This is a genomic window from Dysgonomonadaceae bacterium zrk40, assembly GCA_016916535.1.
In the GTDB taxonomy this organism is placed as follows: Bacteria; Bacteroidota; Bacteroidia; order Bacteroidales; family Dysgonomonadaceae; genus Proteiniphilum.
The window spans coordinates 2,453,226-2,477,625 of the sequence record CP070276.1; the positions used below are offsets into that span (position 1 = coordinate 2,453,226).

14 protein-coding genes and 2 pseudogenes are annotated in these 24,400 nt (G+C 50.3%); all 16 read right to left on the reverse strand.

Going from position 1 to position 24,400, the window contains the following annotated elements:
* Positions 1-220 precede the first annotated feature (220 nt).
* Positions 221-1,552, reverse strand: coding sequence for a xylose isomerase (xylA, locus tag JS578_10345; GenBank protein ID QRX63266.1), 1,332 nt, complete (start codon positions 1,550-1,552; stop codon positions 221-223).
* 37 nt (positions 1,553-1,589) lie between these two features.
* Positions 1,590-3,062 (reverse strand): carbohydrate kinase, encoded by a 1,473-nt coding sequence (locus JS578_10350; protein QRX63267.1) that lies wholly within the window; start codon positions 3,060-3,062, stop codon positions 1,590-1,592.
* Positions 3,063-3,155: 93 nt separating this feature from the next.
* A complete protein-coding gene (locus tag JS578_10355) occupies positions 3,156-3,968 on the reverse strand; it encodes an SDR family oxidoreductase (GenBank protein QRX63268.1) in 813 nt (270 codons plus the stop codon).
* An 11-nt stretch (positions 3,969-3,979) separates the two neighbouring features.
* Positions 3,980-5,161: a mannonate dehydratase gene (gene uxuA / locus JS578_10360; GenBank protein QRX63269.1), complete on the reverse strand. Its 1,182-nt coding sequence runs from the start codon at positions 5,159-5,161 to the stop codon at positions 3,980-3,982.
* Positions 5,162-5,261: 100 nt separating this feature from the next.
* Positions 5,262-7,388 (reverse strand): alpha-glucuronidase, encoded by a 2,127-nt coding sequence (locus JS578_10365; protein QRX63270.1) that lies wholly within the window; start codon positions 7,386-7,388, stop codon positions 5,262-5,264.
* On the reverse strand, positions 7,388-8,362 hold the full coding sequence (locus JS578_10370) for a glycoside hydrolase family 43 protein (GenBank protein QRX63271.1): 975 nt from the start codon (positions 8,360-8,362) through the stop codon (positions 7,388-7,390). Before JS578_10370 ends, JS578_10365 begins: the two co-directional genes overlap by 1 nt.
* Positions 8,363-8,383: 21 nt before the next feature.
* On the reverse strand, positions 8,384-9,493 hold the full coding sequence (locus tag JS578_10375) for an endo-1,4-beta-xylanase (GenBank protein QRX64987.1): 1,110 nt from the start codon (positions 9,491-9,493) through the stop codon (positions 8,384-8,386).
* Between the two features lie 49 nt (positions 9,494-9,542).
* Entirely contained in the window at positions 9,543-10,958 is a 1,416-nt protein-coding gene (locus tag JS578_10380) for an MFS transporter (GenBank protein QRX63272.1), read from the reverse strand.
* A 627-nt stretch (positions 10,959-11,585) separates the two neighbouring features.
* Positions 11,586-12,416: pseudogene (locus JS578_10385) on the reverse strand (RagB/SusD family nutrient uptake outer membrane protein).
* Positions 12,391-13,527 (reverse strand): annotated as a pseudogene (locus JS578_10390) (hypothetical protein). The pseudogenes JS578_10385 and JS578_10390 overlap by 26 nt, the downstream one beginning before the upstream one ends.
* Before the next feature lie 101 nt (positions 13,528-13,628).
* The gene (locus JS578_10395; protein ID QRX63273.1) at positions 13,629-15,065 is read right to left on the reverse strand and encodes a DUF1593 domain-containing protein; all 1,437 of its coding nucleotides are present in this window, start codon (positions 15,063-15,065) and stop codon (positions 13,629-13,631) included.
* Positions 15,066-15,136: 71 nt separating this feature from the next.
* Positions 15,137-17,911, reverse strand: coding sequence for a DUF4982 domain-containing protein (locus JS578_10400; GenBank protein ID QRX63274.1), 2,775 nt, complete (start codon positions 17,909-17,911; stop codon positions 15,137-15,139).
* 30 nt (positions 17,912-17,941) lie between these two features.
* Positions 17,942-19,450 (reverse strand): hypothetical protein, encoded by a 1,509-nt coding sequence (locus JS578_10405; protein ID QRX64988.1) that lies wholly within the window; start codon positions 19,448-19,450, stop codon positions 17,942-17,944.
* 196 nt (positions 19,451-19,646) lie between these two features.
* Positions 19,647-21,017: a family 43 glycosylhydrolase gene (locus tag JS578_10410; protein QRX63275.1), complete on the reverse strand. Its 1,371-nt coding sequence runs from the start codon at positions 21,015-21,017 to the stop codon at positions 19,647-19,649.
* On the reverse strand, positions 21,017-21,940 hold the full coding sequence (locus JS578_10415; protein QRX63276.1) for an alpha/beta hydrolase: 924 nt from the start codon (positions 21,938-21,940) through the stop codon (positions 21,017-21,019). Before JS578_10415 ends, JS578_10410 begins: the two co-directional genes overlap by 1 nt.
* A gap of 54 nt (positions 21,941-21,994) precedes the next feature.
* Positions 21,995-24,373, reverse strand: a complete 2,379-nt coding sequence (locus JS578_10420) for a glycoside hydrolase family 127 protein (protein ID QRX63277.1) — start codon at positions 24,371-24,373, stop codon at positions 21,995-21,997.
* Between the last annotated feature and the right edge of the window lie 27 nt (positions 24,374-24,400).

The following is a 24,400-nucleotide window of genomic DNA, read 5'->3' on the forward strand; positions in this document are numbered from 1 at the left end:
AACCCTGCAACGATGGTATCAGCAGAGAAAAAGCAATGGTTATGAGAATCCTGGAAAAGAATGTGTGTATCAACAGTTTCATCGGTAATAAAGAGATTTGTAGAAGGTGGGTAGGACATGGAAAGCAGATACAAACAGTGCGGTTTGAAAATGCTTTTTAACAGAACAAAAAGATCAATCGGTCCATTGAGGACCGATGATCTTTTTGTTTAGTAATAACTTAAATGTACATATTGACAATCGCTTCGTAGAGCTCTTGTTTGCCGCTGATCTGTGCAGGTTCTTTCCCTAAAGAAAGAGCGTACTGACGCACTTCTTCCAGCGTGAGTTTACCTTCCTCAAATGCTTTTCCCTTACCCTCATCGAATGATGCATAACGCTCATTGAGCATTGAGAGATAGGGTGATTCTTCAAGGATGGCAGCTGCCGTCTCCAGGGCACGGGCGAAGGCGTCCATGCCGGCGATGTGAGCGATGAAGATATCATCCAGGTCGGTGGAGTTGCGGCGTGTTTTGGCGTCGAAATTGGTGCCACCACCCTGCAAGCCTCCTCCACGAAGGATTACCATCATTGCCTGTGTCAGTTCGTAGAGGTCGATGGGGAACTGGTCGGTATCCCACCCGTTCTGATAGTCACCCCTGTTGGCGTCGATAGAACCCAGGAGTCCCGCATCCACGGCGCACTGCAGTTCATGTTCGAAGGTATGACCGGCCAGCGTGGCATGATTCACCTCAACATTTAGTTTGAAGTCCTTGTCCAGTCCGTGGGCACGAAGGAATCCGATTACTGTCTCTGCATCCACGTCATATTGGTGCTTGGTCGGTTCCATCGGCTTGGGTTCAATGAAGAAGGTGCCCATGAAACCCTTTGAACGGGCATAGTCGCGGGCCATCTTCAGCATGGTGGCCAGGTGTTCCTTCTCCCGCTTCATATCGGTGTTGAGCAGGGTCATATATCCTTCACGACCTCCCCAGAAGACATAATTCTCACCTCCGAGCTCGATTGTGGCATCAAGTGCATTCTTGATTTGCGTAGCAGCATATGCCACACTGTCGAAGTTAGGGTTGGTGGCTGCACCATTCATGTAACGTTTGTTGCCGAAAACGTTGGCGGTTCCCCACAACAGTTTGATGCCTGTTTCGTTCATCTTCTCCTTCACATAGGAAACGATGCTTTTCAGGTTTGCTTCATACTCTTCCAGAGAGTTGCCTTCTTCCACCAGGTCTACATCATGGAAACAAAAGTATTCCAAACCAATCTTCTGCATGAATTCGAAGCCGGCATCTACCTTCTTTTTGGCTCGCTCAAGAATGGCATCACCGTTGTTCCATTCAAAATCCTTTGTCTCTTCACCAAACGGGTCGTTCGACTCAGCGCAGAGTGTGTGCCAGTAGGCCATTGAGAATTTGAACCAATCTTTCATCTTTCGGCCGTGAACCACTTTCTCGGGGTCATAATAACGAAATGCCATCGGGTTGCGGCTCTCTTTGCCTTCAAACTTGATCTTCCCGATTCCGGGAAAATATTCATTCACTTTTTTTTCACTTTCCATACAATTGTTGAATTTTAAAATTGAACTTATTTTGATTTTAAATAAATTTTTTCCATTGTGCGTATGCATCCTGATATCTGTCGCTGTTTCTGGTATCTGGCTCTACCGTCATGATCTTCCGTAGTGAGCCAAAAGCTTCCTGCGGCGAAGCATAGATTCCGGCACCTATGCCTGCACCCTTGGCGGCACCTGCTGCTCCGTCAGTGTCGTAGAGTTCAATCACTGCACCGCTCACTGAGGCGAGTGTGTCGCGGAAAATGGGACTGAGGAACATGTTTGCATTTCCAGCCCGGATTACCTTGATATCCATGCCGATTGCCTGCATCACCTCCATGCCATACTGGAAGGAGAAGACGATGCCTTCTTGTGCTGCCCGTAAAAGGTCTGAAAGAGAGTGGATGTTGAAATTGATGCCATGGAAAGAGCTGCCCGAATCCCTGTTTTCCAATACCCGTTCGGCACCGTTGCCAAAGGGTACCACCGAAATGCCCCTGGCACCGATGGTCGATTGTGCGGCCATTTGGTTCATCTCGTTGTATCCCAGATCAGCCGGCACCATGTTTTTCTTGATCCATGAGTTGAGGATACCGGTACCGTTGATGCAGAGCAATACTCCCAGACGGGTCTGCTCCGGCAGGTGATTCACATGGGCGAAGATGTTCACCCTGGAGAGGGGGTCATATTTCACCTGATCGAGTACTCCATAAACCACTCCGGAGGTGCCGGCGGTGGAGGCGATTTCACCAGGATTGAAGACATTGAGCGACAGGGCGTTGTTGGGCTGATCTCCCGCACGGTAGCTGACGGGTGTGCCGGGATGTAGTCCCAGTTCCTTGGCCACTGCTTCAGTCACTTTTCCCTGGATGCCAAATACCGGCGTGAGGGAGGGGATCATCTCCTTCTCAAAGCCGAAGTGATCCATCACATCCTGTGAGAGTCCGTTCTCCTTGAAATCCCAGAAGATTCCTTCCGAGAGACCCTCCACGGTGACGCCAATCTCACCGGTCAGCTTCATGGCGATGTAATCCCCCGGCAGCATGATCCGGTAGATCTGTTCGTAGAGCTCCGGCTCATTCTCCTTCACCCAGGCCAGCTTGGCTGCTGTGAAGTTGCCGGGTGAATTGAGCAGGTGGGAAAGAGCTTTCTCTTCACCGATGGCCTTGAATGCCTTTTCACCATAGGGTACCGCACGGCTGTCACACCATATGATGGAGGGACGCAGCAGCTCACGCTCTTTGTCAATCATCACCAGCCCGTGCATCTGCCAGGAGATGCCAATCGCCTTGATGTCGGCCGGGTTTACACCCGATTGTTGCAACACTGAAGCGTTGGCCAGCTTCAGGTTGCTCCACCACATCTCCGGATCCTGTTCCGCCCAGCCTGCCTGAATGGCCTGCATGCTCATTTCTGTTTTCGGGAAAAAATCCGAAGCCACAGTTTTTCCTGTTACTGCATCAACCAGAGCAGCTTTCACCGATGAGCTGCCAATATCATATCCAAGTAGGTACATCTTTTGTTGTTTTATCAATTGTTCAAATTTTGTTTTGTCCTATTCTATTGCAACGGGATGAATGACCCGTCAAAGAATCTGAGATTTTCTGGATCACATGGCGAATGCGTTGAATCCACCATCCACTGTGATGGTGCTGCCGGTTACAAAGGATGAGGCATCACTCACCAGGTAATGGATGGTGCCACACAACTCTTCAGGTTTGCCCATCCGTTTGAAGGGTGTCTGACGAATCACATCCTTTCCGCGCTGTGTGTATGAACCGTCCGGGTTGGTTAGCAATTCCCTGTTCTGTTCGGTAAGGAAGAACCCGGGAGCTACGGCATTCACCCTGATCCCTTCGCCAAATTTGGTTGCTACCTCGGTGGCCAGGTATAGGGTGAAGTTGGTTACTCCGGCTTTTGCCGCGGCGTATCCCACAACCCGTGTCATGGGACGAAAGGCTGCCATGGAAGAGAAGTTGAGTATTACTCCCTTTTTTTGTTCGGCCATCGGTTGCAGGAAAATCTGCGTAGGGAGCACACTCCCTGTGAGGTTGAGTTGTACCACCTGGTCGAACTGCCCCATGTCCAGGTCGAAAAAGGTCTTATCAGGTGCGATATTGGCTCCGGCCATGTTCCCACCGGCACCATTCAGGAGGGCATCAATACGTCCGTAACGTGTCAGAATCTCTTCGCGGTTTTGGGTCAGTTTTTCCGCATCCAATACGTCTGTCTCCAGGAAAAGAGCTTCCCCTCCCTTGTCTCTGATTTCATTTACCAATGCTTCACCTGCCTCTTTGCGCCGACCAAGGATCACAACGCTGGCCCCTTCACCTGCCAGATAGGTTGCAATCACACTGCCCAGTACTCCGGTTCCGCCGGTAATCACAATTACTTTCCCGCTGATATTGAACAAATCTCTCATTATTTTCGATTTTATCTTGATCTTTTTGCTTCTATTTCATTTCTCACTACCGCCATCATTCCCTCCACCTGTGCCAGGGCAAACATCCTCCCGTAGAAGGTGTATCCCGGGTTGTGGGCAATTTCCCTGTCGCCGGGCAGCACCCTGCCATGATCTACCCGCATCGGGATCTCGGGCAGGCTTCTCTCAAGCTCACGGATCACCTCAATCAACCTTCCGTTTCCATCCAAGTGGAATGCTTCCATGAAATTGCCATCGGGCAACAGAGCCGTGCTCCGCAGGTGGGCGAACCCGATTCGTTTTGCGAAAAGTTGTGCCATGCGTGGAACATCATTTTCTGCAATGGCGCTGAGCGATCCGGCACAAAATGTGATGCCATTGCTGTGGTTGTTGACTGCACCAATGATCCACTCCAGATCCTCTTCCCGACTGACAATACGGGGTAACCCGAATACCGGAAAAGGTGGGTCATCAGGATGGATGCAGAGCATGATGCCATAAGCTTCAGCCACCGGTATCACTCTGTTAAGGAAATAGGTGAGATTCTTCCGCAACTCATCTCTGTCGATATCCTTGTAGTGATGGAGCAACTTTCTAAATTCTGTAACCGGATCGGCTCCCTCTTTCATCTTGCGGTGGATAAATCCCTGTGTCTTGACGATGATGGTGTCAATCAGTTCTTCCTTTTCCTCCTTGGTGAGGGTTTTGTCGAGTAGCTCAATTTTTCTCAGCTCCTCTGCACTGTAGTCGGCTTCGGCTCCCTCACGTTGCAGGATCCTGCAGTCGAAGAAGGCATACCTTATCCGGTCGAAATAGAGGGTCGTGGTCCCATCCGGTAACTCTCGGTTCAGATCGGTCCTTACCCAATCGATGGCCGGCATAAAGTTGTAACAGATGGTTTTGATGCCTGCTCTGCCCAGGTTCATCAGGCTCATGTTGTAATTGTGAATCAGCCTGTCGCGAGTGGGAGCTGCATATTTGATCTCCTCCGCTACGGGAAGACTTTCCGCTACGGACCAGACAAGTCCTGCCCCTTCAATGGTTTGTTTCAGTTCTTCAATTGCTTCCGGGCTCCATACCTCCCCCGGGGGCAAGTCATAGAGTGCCGTCACAATTCCCTCCACGCCAATCTGCCGCAGCATCTCCAGCGTGATGGGGTCTTTCTTGCCAAACCATCTCCAGGTTTTGATCATTTTGAATTAAATTTAGCTTTCAGCTTATTCTGTTTGTGAACCATGAACTCACCAACATCCTACATTCTCAGCTTCAAACTGCAAACCTCTCAACAGCACATCAATTATGGTGCTTGAGATCCAATTTGATCTGTTTCAATTCTTCCAAATCATGTACCGGTCGCTCAATGTCGTAGGGGATGGGCATGCCTGAGAATGTCTGGAAGTAAAGCAAACAGGCATCTTTCCACCAGACGGCATCACGCGACTGGATTCTGAGGCGGGATTGTACATGGTGGAACCTTTCGCTGTCGACATAGGGTTCCATTCGATCCCATAATTTTTGATAAGCACGTACCTGTTGCACTCCCCCGTCGTAACGATGAGAGAGTTCATCCCAGAGTGTGCGTCCGTTCTTCATCGGGTGATTCCAGGGGACATGGTGGAACCAGAGCAGCAACTCCTCAGGGCAGGATTCCAGGTTGTTGTATGTTTCGCTCAAAGGTGCACAGTATTGTGACACCGCATCACTGCCCGTAGTGGTACGGTCGAATCCGATTCCCTCTTTACTGGCATTGTGGTAATAGGGTGGGAGCCAATCGGGACGGGCACCGGGTATGTCACACCAGGGCTCGGGTCCGTAGTGGTGTTCCCAGGCGAAGATATGGTGCAGTCCCAGCGGCATCATGTAATTAACCGCCGTCTCCCAGGAACTGAGCATCATTTCCCGTACAGGCTCCAGAAATGCCCGCTTATCGGTAAAAGTCATCCTGAGCCACTCCTCTGCGATCTCTTCCGCCGTGAGAGTGTGATCCCATGCCAGTCGTCCGAAGGCATACCAGTTGGCCTGGGCAAAGTGATGTCCGCTCCAGTTGTCATCCAGCCCGATGTTGGCTACACCCGCAATGGCGGTGAGCGGGTGTGTGAGGAGCGTGCCATCAGTGCATTTCGCCACTGTTGATTCATCACCCAGGCAATGGGTGTCGCTCTCCAGAAATTCTTTCCACTGCGTGGCGAGATAGACCAGATGGTTGGAGAAACCGAGATACTCCTGCGTGATTTGTAACTCCGGCATCAGGGCTGTCTGTTGCATGGCACCGAACAAGGGACTGAACGGCTCACGCGGCTGGAAGTCGACCGGCCCGTTCTTCACCTGGATGATCACGTTGTCACGGAACTGTCCGTCGAGGGGCATGAACTCACTGTATGCCTGTTTGGCACGATCCTCTTCGGTGGGGTTGTAAACAAACGCGCGCCACATCACGATGCCACCGTGAGGCTTGAGAGCATCGGCCAGCATGTTAGCACCCTCGGCATGAGTACGTCCGTAATCCTGTGGTCCCGGCAACCCCTCCGAGTTGGCTTTCACTAGGAACCCCCCGAAGTCGGGAATGGTCTGGTAGATTTCATCCGCTTTCTTCTTCCACCATCGTGCAACCATTGGATTGAGCGGGTCAGAGTTTTCCAGACCACCCAGTTCCGCTGGTGAGGAGAAGTTGATGGAGAGATAGACCTTGATGTGAAAGGGACGCAGCTCATCGGCAATCATCTTCACCTTTTCAAGATATTCCCTGGTAAGAATATCAGGGGTGGCATTCACATTGTTCAGTACTGTTGCGTTGATGCCGATGGATGCGTTTGCACGTGCATATTCCCTGTAGAGGGGTGAGATCTCTGCAGGCAACTTGTCCCACTGCCAGATGGAGTAACCGGCATAACCACGTTCCACGGTGCCATTGAGGTTGTCCCAATGATTCAGGATGCGGATATCGTAGCGAGGTTGCTCACTAATGGCAAGCGAATCATTGTAGGAGCCGGTTTGAATGAGTCGCAAAAGGTGATAGACACCATAAAGGAGACCTGCCTCCCCTACAGAAGCCACCACAGTGGTGCGGCGGTTACCCTGTTCCACTGTACGAATAACATAGCCTTCTTTCCCTGATTTCTGTAATTCATTACGCTTTATGAACTTGCGTACCTCCCGGTTTTTTAAGGTTCCGATCAAAAGGGTGTGCGCAGGATCATTCCCATTTTCAGTGAGGCTGCTGCCGCTCATTTCCTGCCAGGCATGCTGAAACTCTATGAGTGCGACCGAGGAGGCATCCCCACGGAGTTGGGTGAAGGGAGGCAGCGAGCTCTTCTCCTGCGGTTGGAAGCGCAGCCAGAGCCTGCTGCCATCCTCAGCGGCGAGCTGGCCGATTACGGCAATACAAAAGCTGATGAACAGCAAAAGTCTTCTTATTCGCATTACTCAGCAGTTCCTTTAATGGGTTTGATAGTGCCGTCGGGGTTGTACTTCAGTTCCGTCACTTTGAGGCTCCTGAGCCATGTTTTCCCTTCCGAGGGTATGCAATCGTGATGAAAGAGATACCATTTCCCTTTGTACTCTACGATCGAGTGGTGAGTGGTCCATCCCACTACCGGTGTGAGGATTACCCCCTGGTAGGTGAATGGGCCATAGGGGTTGTCCCCCGTGGCATAGCAAATCAGGTGAGTGTCACCGGTGGAGTAGGTGAAGTAATATTTTCCATTGTAAAAATGCATCCAGGAAGCCTCGAAGAAGCGTCGCTCGGAATCACCGGCTGTCAGAGGATTTCCATTCTCGTCCAGGATCACAAGGTCGCGTGGTTCCTCGGCAAACTCCAGCATATCTTCTCTAAGTTGCACCACCTTGGGACAAAGTGCCAGTTCATCACCTTCCGGTAATATTGCACACTCCAGCGCTTTGTTGTTGCGATAGCGCTGCAGTTGTCCGCCCCACAAACCGCCGAAGTACATGTAATAATTACCGTCACGGTCGGGCCAGATGCATGGGTCGATGCTGTAGCTGCCCTTCATCGGATTCTCCTGCGGGATGAATGGGCCCTCCGGCTTGTCGCTGATGGCAACGCCAATGCGGAAGATATCGTTCTGGTCTTTCAGCGGGAAGTACATGTAGTATTTACCGTTCCGGAAGGCAACATCACTGTCCCACAACTGGCGACCGGCCCAGGGGATATCCTCGGTACGAAGCACCACGCCATGGTCGGTCACCTCTCCATTTTCCACCTCATCCATTGAGAAGACATGGTAATCTTTCATGTTGAAATGGTCACCGTTGTCATTTTCCGGAATACCACTCTCCCAGTCATGGGAGGGATAGATATATAGTTTGCCGTTAAAAACGTGTGCAGCCGGGTCGGCCATGTAATCACCCGGAACGAGATATCTTGGTTCTTTCATCGTGAGATTATTTTTTGATTGTTATTGTTTTGTCAGGTCAATAATTTGCTGTACCACCGGTTTAGGCTGATAGTTGCGGTCGAAGAGCAGCGGGTAGTCGGTTCTGCCCGGTATCGGCCAGTCGTTGCGCCAGGTGTCGTTGTCTGTAACTCCCCAAAGGGTTACGCGGCTGATCTTGTCCTGATGTTTCAGGAAAAGGGCGAAAAAGTCGGTATAGCGCTTGTTGAAAGCTGCCTCAATCTCTTCAGGAAGTCCGGCTGCATAGGGATTCATCTGCTCCTGGTATTCGGCAGTGAGCGATACCTCTGCAGTCTCTCCGGCAGGGAAGGGGAGCAGGGTGATATCCATTTCAGTGATCATAACATTTACCCCAAGGGCTGCAAATGCTACGAGACTCTCCTCAAACTCGTTGATGGCGGGATAATCCATTCCCATATGTCCCTGCATCCCGATGCCATCAATCTTAATTCCCTCTTCCTGCAGTTTTTTCACCATTTCCACCACACTGTTGCGCCTTCCTTCCTGTGACATGCCGTAGTCGTTGTAGTAGAGTTCCGCATCGGGATCTGCCTCATTGGCAAACTGGAACGCCAGTTTGATATATTCCTCGCCAATGATCTCGTAAAACTTGGTGTTGCGCCACGAACCGTCGTCCATAATTGCCTCGTTCACTACGTCCCATCCGTCAACACGCCCTTTGTAGCGGCCTACGACGGTGTGAATATGGTTGCGCATCCGTTCGATCATCACCTCGCGCGACACATCTTCCCCGTTTTCATCGGTGAAGAGCCAATCGGGTGCCTGTGAATGCCAGACGAGTGTATGGCCTACGATATGCATGTTGTTGGCTTCACCGAATTCAATGAATTTATCGGCTTCCTCAAAGATGAAGACTCCCTTGGTGGGTTGCAGATGCATGCTTTTCATGCAGTTTTCTGCAACGATGGAGTTGAATTGGTCTTGTATCACCTGGATGCCCAACGTATCTCTTCCATAGTTGTGATTTGCATTCAGGGCTGTGCCAATCAGAAATTTTCCTTCAAACGCCTCTTTAAGAGAGGGTCCTTGCTCACTTTGCGGGGTGGAGCAACTCATTTGAATGATGGCCATGAAAAGAATTGCAGGCACCATCAAATGGAAACTTTTTTTTGTTGTCATATAAGATCAGTTTTGTTTGATGTTATTGATTTTCTTGTCTGGCTTCAATCTCCAGATTGAGCCTGTCGATCACATCATCTTCCAGTTCGTAGCGAGAGATGATGAACATGGCCAATATAAGCAACAATGCCGGTATCACTGCTACCAGCCAAAGAATTCCCTGTTCCACAAAGGGGGTCTGAGTGATGGCATTCTTCTCGTCAAATCCTACGAAGGCCAGTACGAAGCCGGGTACCACTCCACCCAGAGCCATGCCTGCCTTGAAGAAAATGCCGGTGAGGGCATTGACGATGCCGGAGATGCGGCGGCCGGTTTTGTGCTCTCCGTAGGAGATCACCTCCGGTACCAGAGCCCACATATATCCAGTTGCAACGATCACGCCGGTGGACTTCACGAACTGTGCCACCAGTACCAACCAGACCAGATTCTTCAGGGCAGGGATGACGGAGATGGCATAGAGAAGTCCCATTCCGAAGATGGCCACGGAGAGAAAGACATAGAACATCTGTTTCTTGCCAATGGCCCGTTTGATTGCAGGTACCATGGGCATGAAGATAAATGCCGGTATGGAGCCGAGTGCCATGAAATAGGGCACCATGTCGGGTGCATGTACATTGTAGATCATGTAATAGGACCCTGCCGAGTTACCGATCGCCATCATGGCGAATGCAGTGATGAAGAAGAATGCCAGCACCCGCAGCGGGCGGTTGCGGACAAACTCTGTCCAGAGGTCGGAGACCTTCACATCATGGGTATCCTTCTCATCCATCACCACCCGCTCCTTGGTCTGGGTATAACAGAAAATCAGAAGTGCCAGCCCCACCAGCGCATAGATGGTCATGGTGATGAACCAGGCGCTGCCCGACTCGGCTGAGTTGATCCTTCCGTCCGGGGAGAGGCTTTTTACAATGATGGGTATTCCGTATGCTACGGCCAGTCCTCCCAAGTTCGCAAGGAACATACGGGTGGCGGTAAGCTTGGTGATCTCATCGGTGTCACGGGTGAGCGAGGCATTCAATGCGCCGTAAGGTACGTTTACCAGTGTGTAGGCCATTGACATTCCTACATAGGTGATGTAGGCGTAGAAAAGTGATCCGGAGAAGCCGTTCCAAAAACAGAGGATGGCGAATCCCGTCAGCGGTATGCCTCCCAGGATCAACCAGGAACGATATTTTCCCATCTTGGGATTTCGTTTGTCCACAAAGGCACCCACAATAGGATCCCATACCACGTCGATAAGTCGCACAATGAGGAACATCACGGCAGCCGTTGCAGCCGGTAATCCGAATACGTTGGTGTAAAAGATCAAAAGGTACATTGATACCGTCTGATAGATGAGGTTTTGTGCCAGGTCTCCGGAACCGAAACCGATGCGTTGTAGCGGTGACAGCTTGTAGAAGCCGCGTGTCTCTCGCTTTGTTACTGACAGATCTTCCATTTTTTTTGTCTGTTTGTTTTTGATTGGTATAAGTTGTTATCTTGATTCAACGTGTAGTTTCGGGATCATTCCTTTCCTCATTTGCTTTCAACGCCTCTTTTTGGGTTGTGCACGTGCACAGTCTAACACACAAAAAAACTCATCAATTAGGCAAAAAAGTTGGGCGCCCGTTGAAAATAGTGAAAACGGTCTTACATTAATTCCTACAAAAGTAAGCTTATTTTTTGCAAATAATCGGCTGTGAGAGGAAAAGATCCATCAATATTAAGCATATAGAATATAGACACAGTATATAACATCGTTTTCTCTGCTGAGGTTTCTGATGTTGAAATTGGGATAAAAGGGTGCCTCCGCCATCTCCCATTTGAACAAATTGATTCCTTTTCGTTCTAATCTCGTTCTAATCTCGTTCTAATATGGTTCTAATATGGTTCTAATAGATTCGAATCAATTTAGAGTCAGATACGAGGAATATATGTTGAATATTAAAATCAAATGAAGCGATTATTCGGAGCAACGGCATCACATGATAAACTGATATTCTGGCTTTAAGCATCTGTGATAAAAAAACAATCATCTCCTTCGCAAGAAGGAGATGATTGCAATTCATAGGTTCTGTCTATCTGATTAATAACCGGGGTTCTGATAGGCCGCTTTTTCCTCTTCACTCATGGTCATCCCGTCGATCTGACCCTGTGGGATGGGACGCAGATAATGATGTTTCTCGATGGTACGGGTGTAGACCACCGGGGTATGGTCACCGGCAGCCGAACCACAAATGGTATAGGATGCTGCTAGTTCCGCCCATTTCTGGGTGCGGACCAGGTCATACCAGCGATGACCTTCACCAAATAGTTCACGGCTGCGTTCCGCCAGAATGTAGTTGATGTCAATGGTGGCAGGGGTGGCTGCAGTCATGGCTGCACTGCGGTCAGCCACCAATTCATAGTTGCCGTTGTTTTTCCAGCGCCATTTGTCGGCACCCACGTTGCTGGGTCCTGCACCGGTGGGATAGGTGACCGGTATTTCGGGTTCTGTTTCCAGGAAGGTAAGCACCGCTTCGCCATTCTTCACCGGCAGTCCGTTGGCATTGATAAGCGTCTCTTCAGTTCGTCCGGCTTTTTTCCAATTGCCGTAGAAGACATGCGCAAAAGTGCCATCAAAGCGACTGTCGTTCACTTTGTCGTCGAAGGTTTCGGTATAGGCTTCGATGGTGGGGGCCATACGGGTCCAGGGACGTCCTCCCCACTGCACGGCATCACGCTGTACGGATGAGACATTGAAATCTGTTCCATTGGCTGAACTGCGTACATTGGTGTAGTTGCAGGTCACATACCAAACAGCGTAGTTCTCTGGAGCGGAGCCGTTGGACCATGAAAGGCTGGCCTGGTTGTAGTATTCATCTTAGACATGATCTGCATTATCGGTTATTTCACCATTGAATCCATTTTTCGTAATTCACCTCCTGGTAGGGATGGATTTCAACTTTTGTATTAACTGTTTCATTTCCCAGCAGGAACTTCTCTATAAATGCTTCCACCTCGGGACGTTGCATCTCGGGTAGCATGCAGTGGCCATGATCTGACACGATGGAGAATCCGAACCGGTCTGCGATTCCGAATGTTTCCCAGACCCGTTGAGCGGCTTTGCAGGAGACGTATCCTGATTCATCGGCCAACCATTCATAATCGGGGTTTCCCAGGATAAGCAAGGCACGCGGGGCGATCATCGCCATCAACTCATGGTGGTCGAACGGCAACTTGCCCACTGTATCAGAGAATTGGAACATCTCCTCCATAAACCATACATGGCTCGTTCTGGCGAGGGTCTCCACCTCACCCAGTGTTTCCGAAACCCGCCAGGCAGCCGCACCGCCACCACCTGACTCCTGCGCGATGGTCAACGCGATCCGCTCATCAAATGCAGCAGCGTAGAGCGCCATCTTACCCGCAAAAGAACAGCCGGTGATGGCCAGTCGGTGCAGGTCGACAGGCAGTTGATCCTGTACCAGTTCCAGTCCGTCGATTAGGCGGCTGACCCCCCAGGACCAGGCACTGTAAGCACCCATGTGGATCAGATCAGGATAGAGTCGGTTGATTGGTTCTTCCCCTCTTTTTTGTTGCCAGGCCATCACCTCCGTGAAGTTGAAGCTGATTTGTGCGATATTGCGGGAGCTGAAGAGATCGGGCGGTAGACTGCCGGAACCTCTGCCGATGCCGATTACAGCGGGAAAGGGTCCCTTTCCTTCCGGCAGAATCACAAGAGAGGTGAGGGTCAGCGTCTTCCCATTCACTGTGATATGCACTGTCAGCGTATCGTTACCGTATTCGGCAGTGATCGAATCGGGCCGTTCCGGTTTTCTGCCGATCTCATAGTGCTGGATTTCCGCACCGATCTCCATCCTTCTGCGCCCCCAGTCTGTAAAACGGGTGGAGCGTCCGCTGCCGTCCGACCAGGCAAAGGGATCGGGCAGTGTTGCATTCACGGGCAGCTCCTCTAGCGAAGGCAGGGAAACCTCAAAAGGGGCAACCGAATTCTCGGCATCATAGACCAGGGGTATCTCCTGGGCATTCACTTGCATCAGATTGAAACTTACGATGCAAAGCATTAGGGTTGCGAAGGTGTGATAAGTTGTTCTCATAGGATTAATTTGTCTTGAAAGTGGGAAGTTCAATTTTCAGGTTGTAATAGGATTCTTTTGTAGCTGGTCAGGTTGGGAATACCGTAATCGGTTATTTCACAAATAACATGAACACTTTTACCTGTCATATCGGATGGAATATTTATTTTAGCCCTATTTGTATTAGCATTCTCAATTTCTATCTTTCCAGCGTAGGTGCCTGCCTCTGGTAAAATAAACCATTTATAACTCAACGGATCACCGTCGGGGTCAAAAGACTCGGAGGCATCCAAAACGATCACATTGCTTTGTTGAGATGTGATGAATCCTGTTTCCCAATTTTTTTTTCCATTGACAATCACCTTTGGATTTCGGTTCCCTTTGCCCTCTTTGGCCCAGTCCATCCGGGCTGCAAAGTTATTGAAAGCTGCAGGGTAAAAGTAGGCTTCGTACTTTTTGGATATTTCCTTCGCTTTCCCCGTATGGTTGGTATAGCAATAGGTTGTATTGTCCATTCCCAATCCCCACTCAAAGTATCCTCCCCAACCAATTTGCCCAGGTGTTTCCGGGTCATTCAGGCCATTTGGCATGAGATGCAGGAACGACGGTGTATCGCCCTCCACTCCATATTTATATTTTGGGTAGATCGCACCGAGGTGACCATGCTGTTGGATCTGTTTTGCATATTCATCCCATTTCCCGGCACCGATTCCGTTCTGCGAAAGCCACGCACTCTCATCCCAAATAAAGAGCAGTTCTTTTTCAAATTCCCTGCGCATCCATTGATGAGAACTGAATGCGTAATTAGAATGTCGTTCTCCCCAGGGCACATCCTGGTCGGTGATGGTGTAGACGCGCAGTTTTTTCAGAAAGCGACGAAGTTCATTCTCTGTTCGTTCCTGTTTCACCCGCCAGATTGCCTGGGCCAGTGTGTTTCCCCCTCCCCATGCAGCAACCCATAATGGGCGGTCGTCCGCTTCATCCACCAGTTGAATGATAAAATCGCTTCCTTTTGAATAGTTGTTATTCCCAATCTCCCCGTATCCCAAACCCAAACTTCCCGGCATGACTCGTTTCCGCAAATAATCTGCACTGGGCCAATAACCAATTTCCTGCTGTTTGTTTTCCATTTCCGGAGTAAGAAAACTCTTTTGATTCGATCGTTTCATCAGGTTGGGGAGATCTTTATCGTAGGCATCGATCGTCTGATGCAATATCCCCATCCAGGAAAGGGGATAGCTTCGCCCACTGCTGTTCCATCCTCCGGAGGCAATCAACGCTTCTATCTCAAACATATCCGCATGTGCCAGCAGGCGGATCATGGATTGCATGTCATCCGGTTCCACATCCCCGGGAGCGATATCGGTTAAAACCACCATCCTGGGTTTAAGCGGTTCCGATGTTGTCTCATTCTGGCCAGGTAGCGCATAGGATAGTTGCACAACTGATATCAGGCACAGTAGAGACAAAATATGTTTTGCAGTCATATCGATATGATGTTTGAGATCAATTTGTAAAAGTAGTGGCTATTTTGTAAAGCAGCAAACCATGGCTCTATTTATTCAGTCATCAGCTTAATCTTGCTCTCTTTCAATCCCGGAGAGGCAGCCCTGATGGTAATGCTTCCGGGATCACCGGCTTTTCCTTTTACAATGGCGAGGCACATCCCGCTAAAAGTTGCCCTGTCGGGTGAATGGAAGGGAGTCATGTCGGCCGGATTGCCGTTGTCGGTAGCCACTATATCACCAGCTCCCTCAATGGTGAAATGGATGGGCAGGACCGCATCCGGCACCGGGCGTCCCTTCCGGTCGGTCACCGTGAGGGTGACAAAAGCGAGATCCTTCCCGTCAGCGGTAATCCTGCTTCTGTCTGCCACCAGCTGCAATGAGACAGGCTCCTCAGTAGTTGTGATCATCGCTTCCGCCCATTTCTCCCCGTTTTTGTAGGCAATCGCCTTCAGTTCTCCCGGCTCATAGCGCACATCATCCCAACGGAGCCGGTATTCAAATTCACCCTTTTCCTTTCGACCGAGCGACCGGCCATTCAGGAAAAGTTCAGCCTCATCACCGGAGGTAAAGAGATGGACCGGGGTGATCTCTCCCTCTCTACCGGGCCAGTTCCAATGGGGCAGGATATGCACCATCGGCTGCTCAGGTCGCCAGCGAGACTGGTAGAGATAGAACCGGTCTTTCTTGAAACCGGCCAGGTCGATGATGCCGCAATAGGAGCTGCGGGAGGAGTAGTAGGGGGTGGGTTCTCCCAAGTGGTCCCAGCCGGTCCATACGAACCCTCCTGCCACAAAGGGATGCTGATCCTGCATCAGGAACACCTTGTCGGGTGATGAGCCGAAGTCCACCGCATAAAGCTCATAGCTGCTCACCTGTGCCCTCTTCGAGTCACCCCCTCTGCCCTCTCTCACGGGGGAGGTGCTCTCACCGGTAACCGGAAAGAGGTAGATGCCACGGCTGCTGAACGAGGAGGCTACTTCGCTGCCAAAAATCATCTTTTCCGGGTAAGCGGCATGGAAGTGGTCATACTGCGGTACTGTTCGAATCCGGTCGGTACCCTCAAATTCAGGTTCCTGGCGAATACCCTCACCCTGGTAGTTCAGACCGATCTGATCGGCCACACGCGGGAAGGGCATATCCGGTTTGGCATAGTTCATTGAGAGTGTGGTGGGTCGTGTTGGATCCTCCTCCTTGACGATCCTGTTCAGACGTTCTGCAAGTGCTGCTCCCTCTTCAGCCGTGTACTGTTCACCCACTTCGTTGCCGTAGCTCCACATGATCACTGACGGGTGGTTTCTGTCGCGCCGCACGAACGAGCGGGTATCTGCTTCGGCCCACTCCGGGAAGATTAGGTGAAAGTCGTGGGGTGTTTTTTTCCTTTCCCACGAGTCGAAGATTTCGTTCACCACCAGGAATCCCATCCTGTCGGTCAGCTCCAGTAACTCCGGTGATGGCGGGTTGTGTGCCATGCGGATGGCGTTGCAGCCCATCTCCTGCAACAACTCAAGCTGCCGCTCGGCGGCATGTCGGTTGAAGGCCGCACCCAGCGCACCGAGGTCGTGGTGTTGGTTGACTCCCTGCAGCTTGATCACCTGACCGTTTACCAACAGTCCCTGTTCCGGATCAAACTGCAGCTCACGGATGCCGAAGGTGGTTTCGTAACGGTCCAACATCCTGCCATTTTGTTTCAAGGTGGTGATGGCCCGGTATAGGTGAGGTGTCTGGGTAGGCTTTGGACCCCACAGCTTTGGGTTCTTCATCACGGTGGAGAGTTTCTCTTTACCGCTTTCACCCGCTTCCAGCGTGATTTCAATATCATGGAAGGAGGTAGCCGGTTTATCCCCTTTCATCCCGAGGCTGTCCAGCTCGTAGATGTCAGTTTCTATCACGAGAGAAGCTACTGACTCTGAATCGTTGTCGACCGTCACCTCCAGGTCGACCATCGCTGAGGAGGGGGAGACTTCTTTCGTGGTCACATAGGTCCCCCATTGAGCAATGTGTAACTGGTGAGTTTTGATCAGCCATACGTTTCTGTATATCCCAGCTCCCGGATACCAGCGGGAGGAGTGGTTGGGATTGTCGAGACGGATGGCCAGCTGGTTCTCTTCTCCATAACGTAGATGGGGCGTGAGATCGAGCTGCCAGGAATTGTAGCCGTAGGGCCAGCCGCCCACCAGCGTTCCGTTGAGCCAGACCATGGCGTAGGACATGGCACCCTCCACCTCCAGAAAGATCGATTTGCCTCTCTCTTCAGAAGAGATATCGAGTTTTTTCCGATACCAGGCCACTCCCTGCACCGGCAACCGACCCATGCCGCCGCCCACAATCGGTTCATCCCCTTCGTAAAAAGGCCCCTCAATGGCCCAGTCGTGCGGAAGATTCACGATCTCCCAGCGGGAGTCGTCAAAATCGGGTTGCACAAAAGGGAAATTCTTACCGGGTGATTCCCCTTCAGGCCTGGTGTACCGGTCAGCGGGTTCTGCAATAAAAGGGTTGGCCGTTGGCAGGATCCACGATTTCAATATCTCTGCGGAACTTCCAACCTCCACTGCTTCCGTCGGTTTGGCATCGGCAACCAGATACTCACCTGCTTCTGAGATATCGGGGCGGAGATCATATATCAGTGCGTCCGTATCAGCAGCATCCTCATAACGGAAGAATTGCCAGTGATCATTCAGGGAGATGACCTCCCGCGAGGCTGTTTCCGTTTTGGCATCGCGTATGCATGAGGGAAGAAGGATCAAAGCGGTCAAACCCGTGAAAATGGTCCATACAAAGGTCGTTCGCTTAAGATATCTCAGGGAGATGTTGATGATTGGGTACATGTCTTCGATTAATGGTGAACGGTTTCTCAATTATTTTACCTGAATCCTCACGGAAATAATGCTGTTTCCCGCAATATTGACAGTCGCACTATGTTTGTCCGCCCCCACAGTGGCAGTTGTCGGTTGCATGTTTCTTGCTACTGTAGTTTCATGGGCACTAATCTGACTGATGGTTCCTGGGATTGAAATCTGACCCAACCAAGCATCCGCTTTCATGTTCAACAGCACAATGCTGATTTCTGTTTCCTCATCGTTGATGTATGCTGTTGCCTTCACATCGGGTGCTCCGACATCCACCTTTGTCCGTGACATGCCGGAAGCATATTTGGCGTAGTGCGAAAGGATATAGCCATTCTTCAATACTTCACCCGGTGCTGCAGCACTTCTCGCATCATGATCGCCAATCATGCCGTAGAAACGCTTCAGGTACCAGTAGATATAGGCGCTACAATACCCCTCCATACACATATGGATCTCCAGTGCCAGTGTCTCCAGGTTGTAGGACCAATCCTGGAACTGCCACAGGGCGGGGTTGCTCTCTTTTTCTCCGTCGTTGAACAGGTGCTCGGTCATCCACCAGCTCTTGCCGGCAGCAGCCAGTCTCCCGTTGTACAATCCCACAATATAATCATGCCTGTTTTTGACATAACTGCTCTCCTCCGTTTTCACAAAGCCCTGATAGAGATGACCGGCTATGATATCGGTTTGATCGAACGCCACCGGATCATTCAATACCGGATCAGTGTATTCTGCCGACATCCCACAGGCTTCCGGCGCCATCAGTTTCACTCCCGTTTCCCTGATGCTGGCCCCATGCTCCTTTACAAATTTAACCACCTCTTCCGGATGCCAGAAGGTGAACTCCATATCCGGTTCGTTTTGCACCGAAACGGCAAAGATATTAATTCCATGCTCCTTCATGAAATTGATGTACCTGATCAGATGGTTTGCATAGTCGTGATAATGTTCCTGTTTCAGATGCTTGTATTCCCGTCCGTTCTGTATGATTATTTCTGCATAGTCATCGGTACAGTCCCATGGTGCGGCTATCACTATCGCACCCTGTTGCTGAGCCAGTCTGGCACCTTCCACATCAGCACTCCAATCAGCTTCATCAGGATAGATCATCAGACGGAGGATGTTGTATCCCAAACCCTCCGGGCTGTACATCTTCAGCAGTTCATCACCGGTGATCAGATTGTCGGGTGACAGCCATATTTTGGGATTGTACATGCCTCCGAAACCATGGACATACTGATAGCGGACCGAATTGTCCGGTTGAATGGATAACGGTACCAGCCTGGAGTCCTGTATCAGTGTCAGTTGCGAACGTTCACCTGACTCCGCGTTTATCAGGAAAAGCACCTGTGTGCGACGCTTTTCCGTACTATTTTCACTGAACTGTACGGTGATTTGGTTCTGTCCGTATTGTTTGTTCCTGTTTCCTCCGCTCGTGGGTGATATTTGCGTGATCATCCCACTCTCTTCCTCCATCCTGATTTCCCAGGTTGTTGCGGACCACTCAACAGAAAAGCTCACTTCTCCCCCATTGGGAGCGAGGGTGATGTTATCAAGTGAAAAGGTAGCGTAGGCCACCGTATTGTTTTCCGTCACATCATCCGTACAGGATCCGAAGATACCTGAAAAGAGACAAAGGGATGTGATAAACAGTAAATTAAGTATTTTTTGCATCAGCTGATTGAGTTATTTTACATACTCACAGATCCTTCCGGATTCATTTCATTTGCCACCAATCGAAGTCGAACAGATCTTTTTCTCCTCTAAAAACAAAGTAAAGATCATGTACCCCTCCAACTTCTTTGACAGCGGCAGTGAAGGTTTCCCAAAGTCCGGATTGACTTGTTTTATTCACCTCAACAGTAGCAATCAGGGGGCCGTCAATTCCGTCAATACGGATTTCAATTGCTCCACCGTAGATGGGTGAAACGCTCACTTCCACTAATTTGGCTCCGTCAGCCAGATTGACACCTTGTACTTTAATGTAATCACCATTTTGAATGGCCGTTACAAACTGTCGGTCGGCGATCCTCTTTCCCCGGGCCCAGTCGAAATCGCCTTCCCATTCCGTTTTAAACCTGGTTTTAACCCCTTCACTCCAGGCCATGGTCTCCGCTTCAACGCGAACATAGGGGTTCAGTGTGGCCACCTGCTCAGGACCTTCAACCGAGAAATAATGCCTGTTCCGGATGGTACCATCAGAGTTGTAGTACATCTCATCCATATCCACCGAGCGACGCTCATAGAACTTGGGAGTGATCTGTTTCAACAGATCGTAACTATGCCCAAATACATAGGACTTCCCTTTGTATTCAATGATTCCCGGGTGATTTCCGCGGCTCAGCTCCGAGGCATCAATGATCATTCCTTTGTATTCCCATGCTCCGGTGGGCTTGCTGCTCATGGCGTAGCCGATTCCCTCGGGACAGCAGGTGGAAGCGTAGGCCATGTAATACAACCCATTGCGTTTCCAGACCCAGGGCCCCTCCTGGTAGTTTGCAGGGGTGGTGGGATCCTGCATGATCTCTCCGGAATAGGAGATCATGTCTTCATTCAGCTTTACATAATAGACTTTTGGATTTCCCCAGTACATGTAGGCCTGGCCATCATCGTCTATCATCACGGTGGGGTCGATGTCGTGATTGCTGTTTTTGATTAACGGCTTGCCAATTGGGTCTTTGAAGGGCCCATAAGGACTATCGGCTACCAAAACGCCAATGCCCACATTTCCGGGCATGGGACAGTAGAGATAGAACTTCCCATTGCGTTCAATGCATTGTACCGCCCAGGCACCGTTGTCGTAGGGAACCCATGCAAAATCCTTAAGAGAGGCTACCGCACCATGTTCGGTCCAGTTGACCATGTCGGTAGAGGAGTAGAGCAGCCAGTCCTGCATTTTGAAGCCCATGGCGTCATCCTCGTCGTGACTGGTGTAAAGAAACACCGTGTCATTATACACCAGTGGCGCCGGATCGGCGGTATACTTTGTCTGGATGATGGGGCGCTGGGGTGGAATACTATGTTGTGCGTAGCCCAGTCTGTTTCCTGCTAACAGCAGGAGCATGATGATGATTGTCATTTTTTTCATTAAGGCAGATTTTTCTTGTCAACGGTCCATATATCTGATAGGGAAAGTCCACATGGGTTGCCGGTAAATAGCTTTCCGGCCTCCTGATCCCCTTTCAGCTGCCATTTGTACCATGCGGTGGCCACCACGGCAAAAGCGCCGCCATGGGGTTGACTGTAGGTGCCACCGTGCCCCACATCCATATTGGCCACAAATACAGGTACATGGTTGATACGATTGAAATCATCCATCCCATTGTTGTAAGCGATATCGGTCTCACCACCCAATAGGTAAAGGGTAGGGGTGTGCAGTTTATTCAGGTGATCCTTGGTGAGGGCGGGCATACCAGGCATACCACCTCCGCCTCCAATGATGCCGCTGTTGCAAACTACGGCAGTGGTTACCCGCGGATCGGGAGCCACCTCAAGTGTCTGCAGGCCGCCACAGGACATCCCGCTGACCGCAATCTTGGTCACATCCACCTTGTTGTAGAAGGGACTTGAAGGGTCATCATTCTGCGCGATAGCCCAGTCAATCGCATCCAGCAATTGAGAAGCTGTAGATCTGCCGCCGCCGCGTTCTCCCTCCTCCGGCATGGGGCCGATGGCGATCACCAGGAAGCCATGAGAGGCCACTTCCGATAGGAAGTTGACATGCTCCCAGGGGGAGTTGGCACAGGCGCCGTTGCCCCAGGCGATTACGGGCAGCTTGTTATTTTCGCCAAACGGGCTCAACTCTTCGGGACGAAAAATGGTATGCGTTGCTAATCCCTCATCGGTATACATGATGGCCTTAAATGATACTGTTCCCCCATCTTCTACGACTCTCGGTTCAGGTAGATTTGCATGATCAGCTGATTGAGCTGACAATGGACTCTGAAGACCCATTCCAAGCAACACCAATAACGAAAGTGAGACCTGAAAAAAAATGACAAAATTCTTCATTTGATTATTTATTTAATGTGTTTGTGTGACGGTTCATATTGTATTATTGATGGGTCACTGCCTCAGCAATCGGATAAAGTATACTGCTCCGGCGGTGTTGCCGGGAAGTGACTGAAACCTAACCCGAATCTGCTGCTTGTCTCTGACCATCGAATCAGGGATCGTATATGCCACATCAAAGAACCTTGACTGGTTCCAGCGTCCGGTATTCTCTTCTGTCAACAACTTATCATCGTCGATGTAGATGTCAAACTTACGACCTCCCCACTCTGCACCCCAATAACGTACCAGAAGGGTGAGACTGGTTTCTGACCCGGTTTTCATTTCATAGCTGAAATAACCATCCCTGTTTGCTTCACGATAGAACTGGTTGTTGCTGTTCCCTGTTGTGGAGTGTTCACTCTGCATGGCATGGTCTGTCTCCGGTTGTTGCTCACCGGTAGCCACAAAATCGATTGTACGCTGTTCAATGGCGATTTTTTCGTTTTCAATCGCTGTCAGTGAGTCTTTGTATGCGCTGTATCCATCGTTTGTAAGTGCCAGCCAATATATTATATACCTTGCATCATGTATTTTTGCAAACGGCTCCAGTGTCACTTCCATCGGATTCTCCATTTTGACATTCAGCTTGAATCGCAATGGCTGATCCTTAATCGGAATCAGTTTGTCAGCTATCTGACTTATGTCATCCTCTATCAGTATCGGTGCCTGGTCCACCGGTAACAGCTTACCGCCCGGATATTGTGCCCAGCGGCCATCATCGGCAAGCAATCCCCTCATGTCTTCGCTGCCTGTTTTGGCACCCAACAGGATGGGACCACGCATAAATGCGATATAGTTCTCCAGGTTGGGCAGCTGTTCGACTCTGTTGTGCATCGGAAAATCCACTTCCAGAACATCCCCCTCTACCCATTTTCTCTCAATGCAGATGTAGGAGGAGGGGGGTGAATCGTACTTCACCTCCTTGCCGTTTATCCTGATGATCAATGCTCCTTCTTTTACCCATTCCGGGTTCCGAACCATTAAAGGGAAGTATGAAGATCCTTCCGTAATGGTAAGCTTCATACCCTCTTCGTATGGGAAACCGGTTTCCTGTCTTATCCTGACTTTTTTATTCTTCCAATTGAGTTCAGACGCAACAAAAAGGTTCAGGTAGAGTGAATCGCCGGTATGGGTGTAAATAAACTGGTTGTATTTACTGTGGTTCTCCATGCCCGTACCCACACAGCACCACATGGCGTTGTTGGGGGTTGAATAGACCCGATAGTGACGGGGCCGCACCGTGGTGAAATAGACATAACCCCCATGTTCCGGGTGCTGGGTTGACAGAATGTGATTGAACAGGGTCCGTTCATAGTAATCGGCGTAATGTGCCGACGGACAGACGCGGAACAGGTCTTCGGTCAATTTTAGCATGTTGTAGGAATTGCACGTCTCAGGACCGTCTACATCGTTAATGTAATCACCGGAAGACGCCACACTGGGGAAATGTTCCCGGCGACTGTTTCCTCCGAAAGCGAGTGTGCGATTTTGGACAATGGTTTCCCAAGAGAAACGTCCCGCATCTTCATATACTTTGTCACCGCTCAGTTCCGCGATTCGGGCAAAGCCGATGAACTTGGGTATCTGTGTGTTGGCATGCTTATTGTCCAGGTTGTCAATCCCCTGAGACAAGGGCTCAAGAAACATTTTATGTGAATACCTTTTTGCGGCTCTCAGGTATTTTTCATCGCGTGTGATCTGGTAAGCATCGGCAAAAATCTCATTCATACCTCCATGTTCCATATTGAGCATCGTTTCCATCTGCTCGTCGCTCAGGTCGGCAGTGATGTCGATGCCCCAGTCACAAAACTGAAGAAAGAGCGATTTGCCGAGCTCGTTGTCTGCATAAAGCCAGGCATCCCTTAAACCGGCATACATCTTATGCAGGTTGTAAAAGGGAGCCCATGCCCCCATGTAGATTCCGAAATCCCCTTTTTTAAATGCTGACCACAGTGCCGCACTATTGGGAAAACCGCCAATATAGCCAATTCCCCATTCAGCATTATTTGTAGCATTCGCTTCCAGGCAGGCTTTAAGTTCGGTAAGCATGTATTCCAACCGTTCCTTACAGGCATCGTTGCCGGTGGCAGCATAATTGATGGCCATGGCGGAGAGGTAGTGCCCAGCGATATGCCCATCCAGTCCATCCCAGTTGGGATAGCTTGCCGCCTTTTCTTCCAGTCCTGCTACCTTGCGGTAGGGAGCCAGCAGGCGATCTACATCGTACTGCAGCAGGAGTTGAAGGTTCAGATCACGGGCTTGTTTCAGAGGGCCTTCGAGTAGCGTCACATCCGAGATCGGAAACTCGTTGTTGTATAGTTTCTCCTGTGCCTGCAGAGATGCAAAGCTAAGCAAAAGAAAAACGAACAAACCGATGATTCTTGTTTTCATTTCTGTTTTATTGAATGATTCATTCAT

What these genes read in the sequence shown, in the direction of transcription:
- xylA (QRX63266.1), bottom strand. Translation starts at nt 1,552, where the DNA reads ATGGAAAGTGAAAAAAAAGTGAATGAATATTTTCCCGGAATCGGGAAG.
- JS578_10350 (QRX63267.1), bottom strand. Translation starts at nt 3,062, where the DNA reads ATGTACCTACTTGGATATGATATTGGCAGCTCATCGGTGAAAGCTGCT.
- JS578_10355 (QRX63268.1), bottom strand. Translation starts at nt 3,968, where the DNA reads ATGAGAGATTTGTTCAATATCAGCGGGAAAGTAATTGTGATTACCGGC.
- uxuA (QRX63269.1), bottom strand. Translation starts at nt 5,161, where the DNA reads ATGATCAAAACCTGGAGATGGTTTGGCAAGAAAGACCCCATCACGCTG.
- JS578_10365 (QRX63270.1), bottom strand. Translation starts at nt 7,388, where the DNA reads ATGCGAATAAGAAGACTTTTGCTGTTCATCAGCTTTTGTATTGCCGTA.
- JS578_10370 (QRX63271.1), bottom strand. Translation starts at nt 8,362, where the DNA reads ATGAAAGAACCAAGATATCTCGTTCCGGGTGATTACATGGCCGACCCG.
- JS578_10375 (QRX64987.1), bottom strand. Translation starts at nt 9,493, where the DNA reads ATGGTGCCTGCAATTCTTTTCATGGCCATCATTCAAATGAGTTGCTCC.
- JS578_10380 (QRX63272.1), bottom strand. Translation starts at nt 10,958, where the DNA reads ATGGAAGATCTGTCAGTAACAAAGCGAGAGACACGCGGCTTCTACAAG.
- JS578_10395 (QRX63273.1), bottom strand. Translation starts at nt 15,065, where the DNA reads ATGACTGCAAAACATATTTTGTCTCTACTGTGCCTGATATCAGTTGTG.
- JS578_10400 (QRX63274.1), bottom strand. Translation starts at nt 17,911, where the DNA reads ATGTACCCAATCATCAACATCTCCCTGAGATATCTTAAGCGAACGACC.
- JS578_10410 (QRX63275.1), bottom strand. Translation starts at nt 21,017, where the DNA reads ATGAAAAAAATGACAATCATCATCATGCTCCTGCTGTTAGCAGGAAAC.
- JS578_10415 (QRX63276.1), bottom strand. Translation starts at nt 21,940, where the DNA reads ATGAAGAATTTTGTCATTTTTTTTCAGGTCTCACTTTCGTTATTGGTG.
- JS578_10420 (QRX63277.1), bottom strand. Translation starts at nt 24,373, where the DNA reads ATGAAAACAAGAATCATCGGTTTGTTCGTTTTTCTTTTGCTTAGCTTT.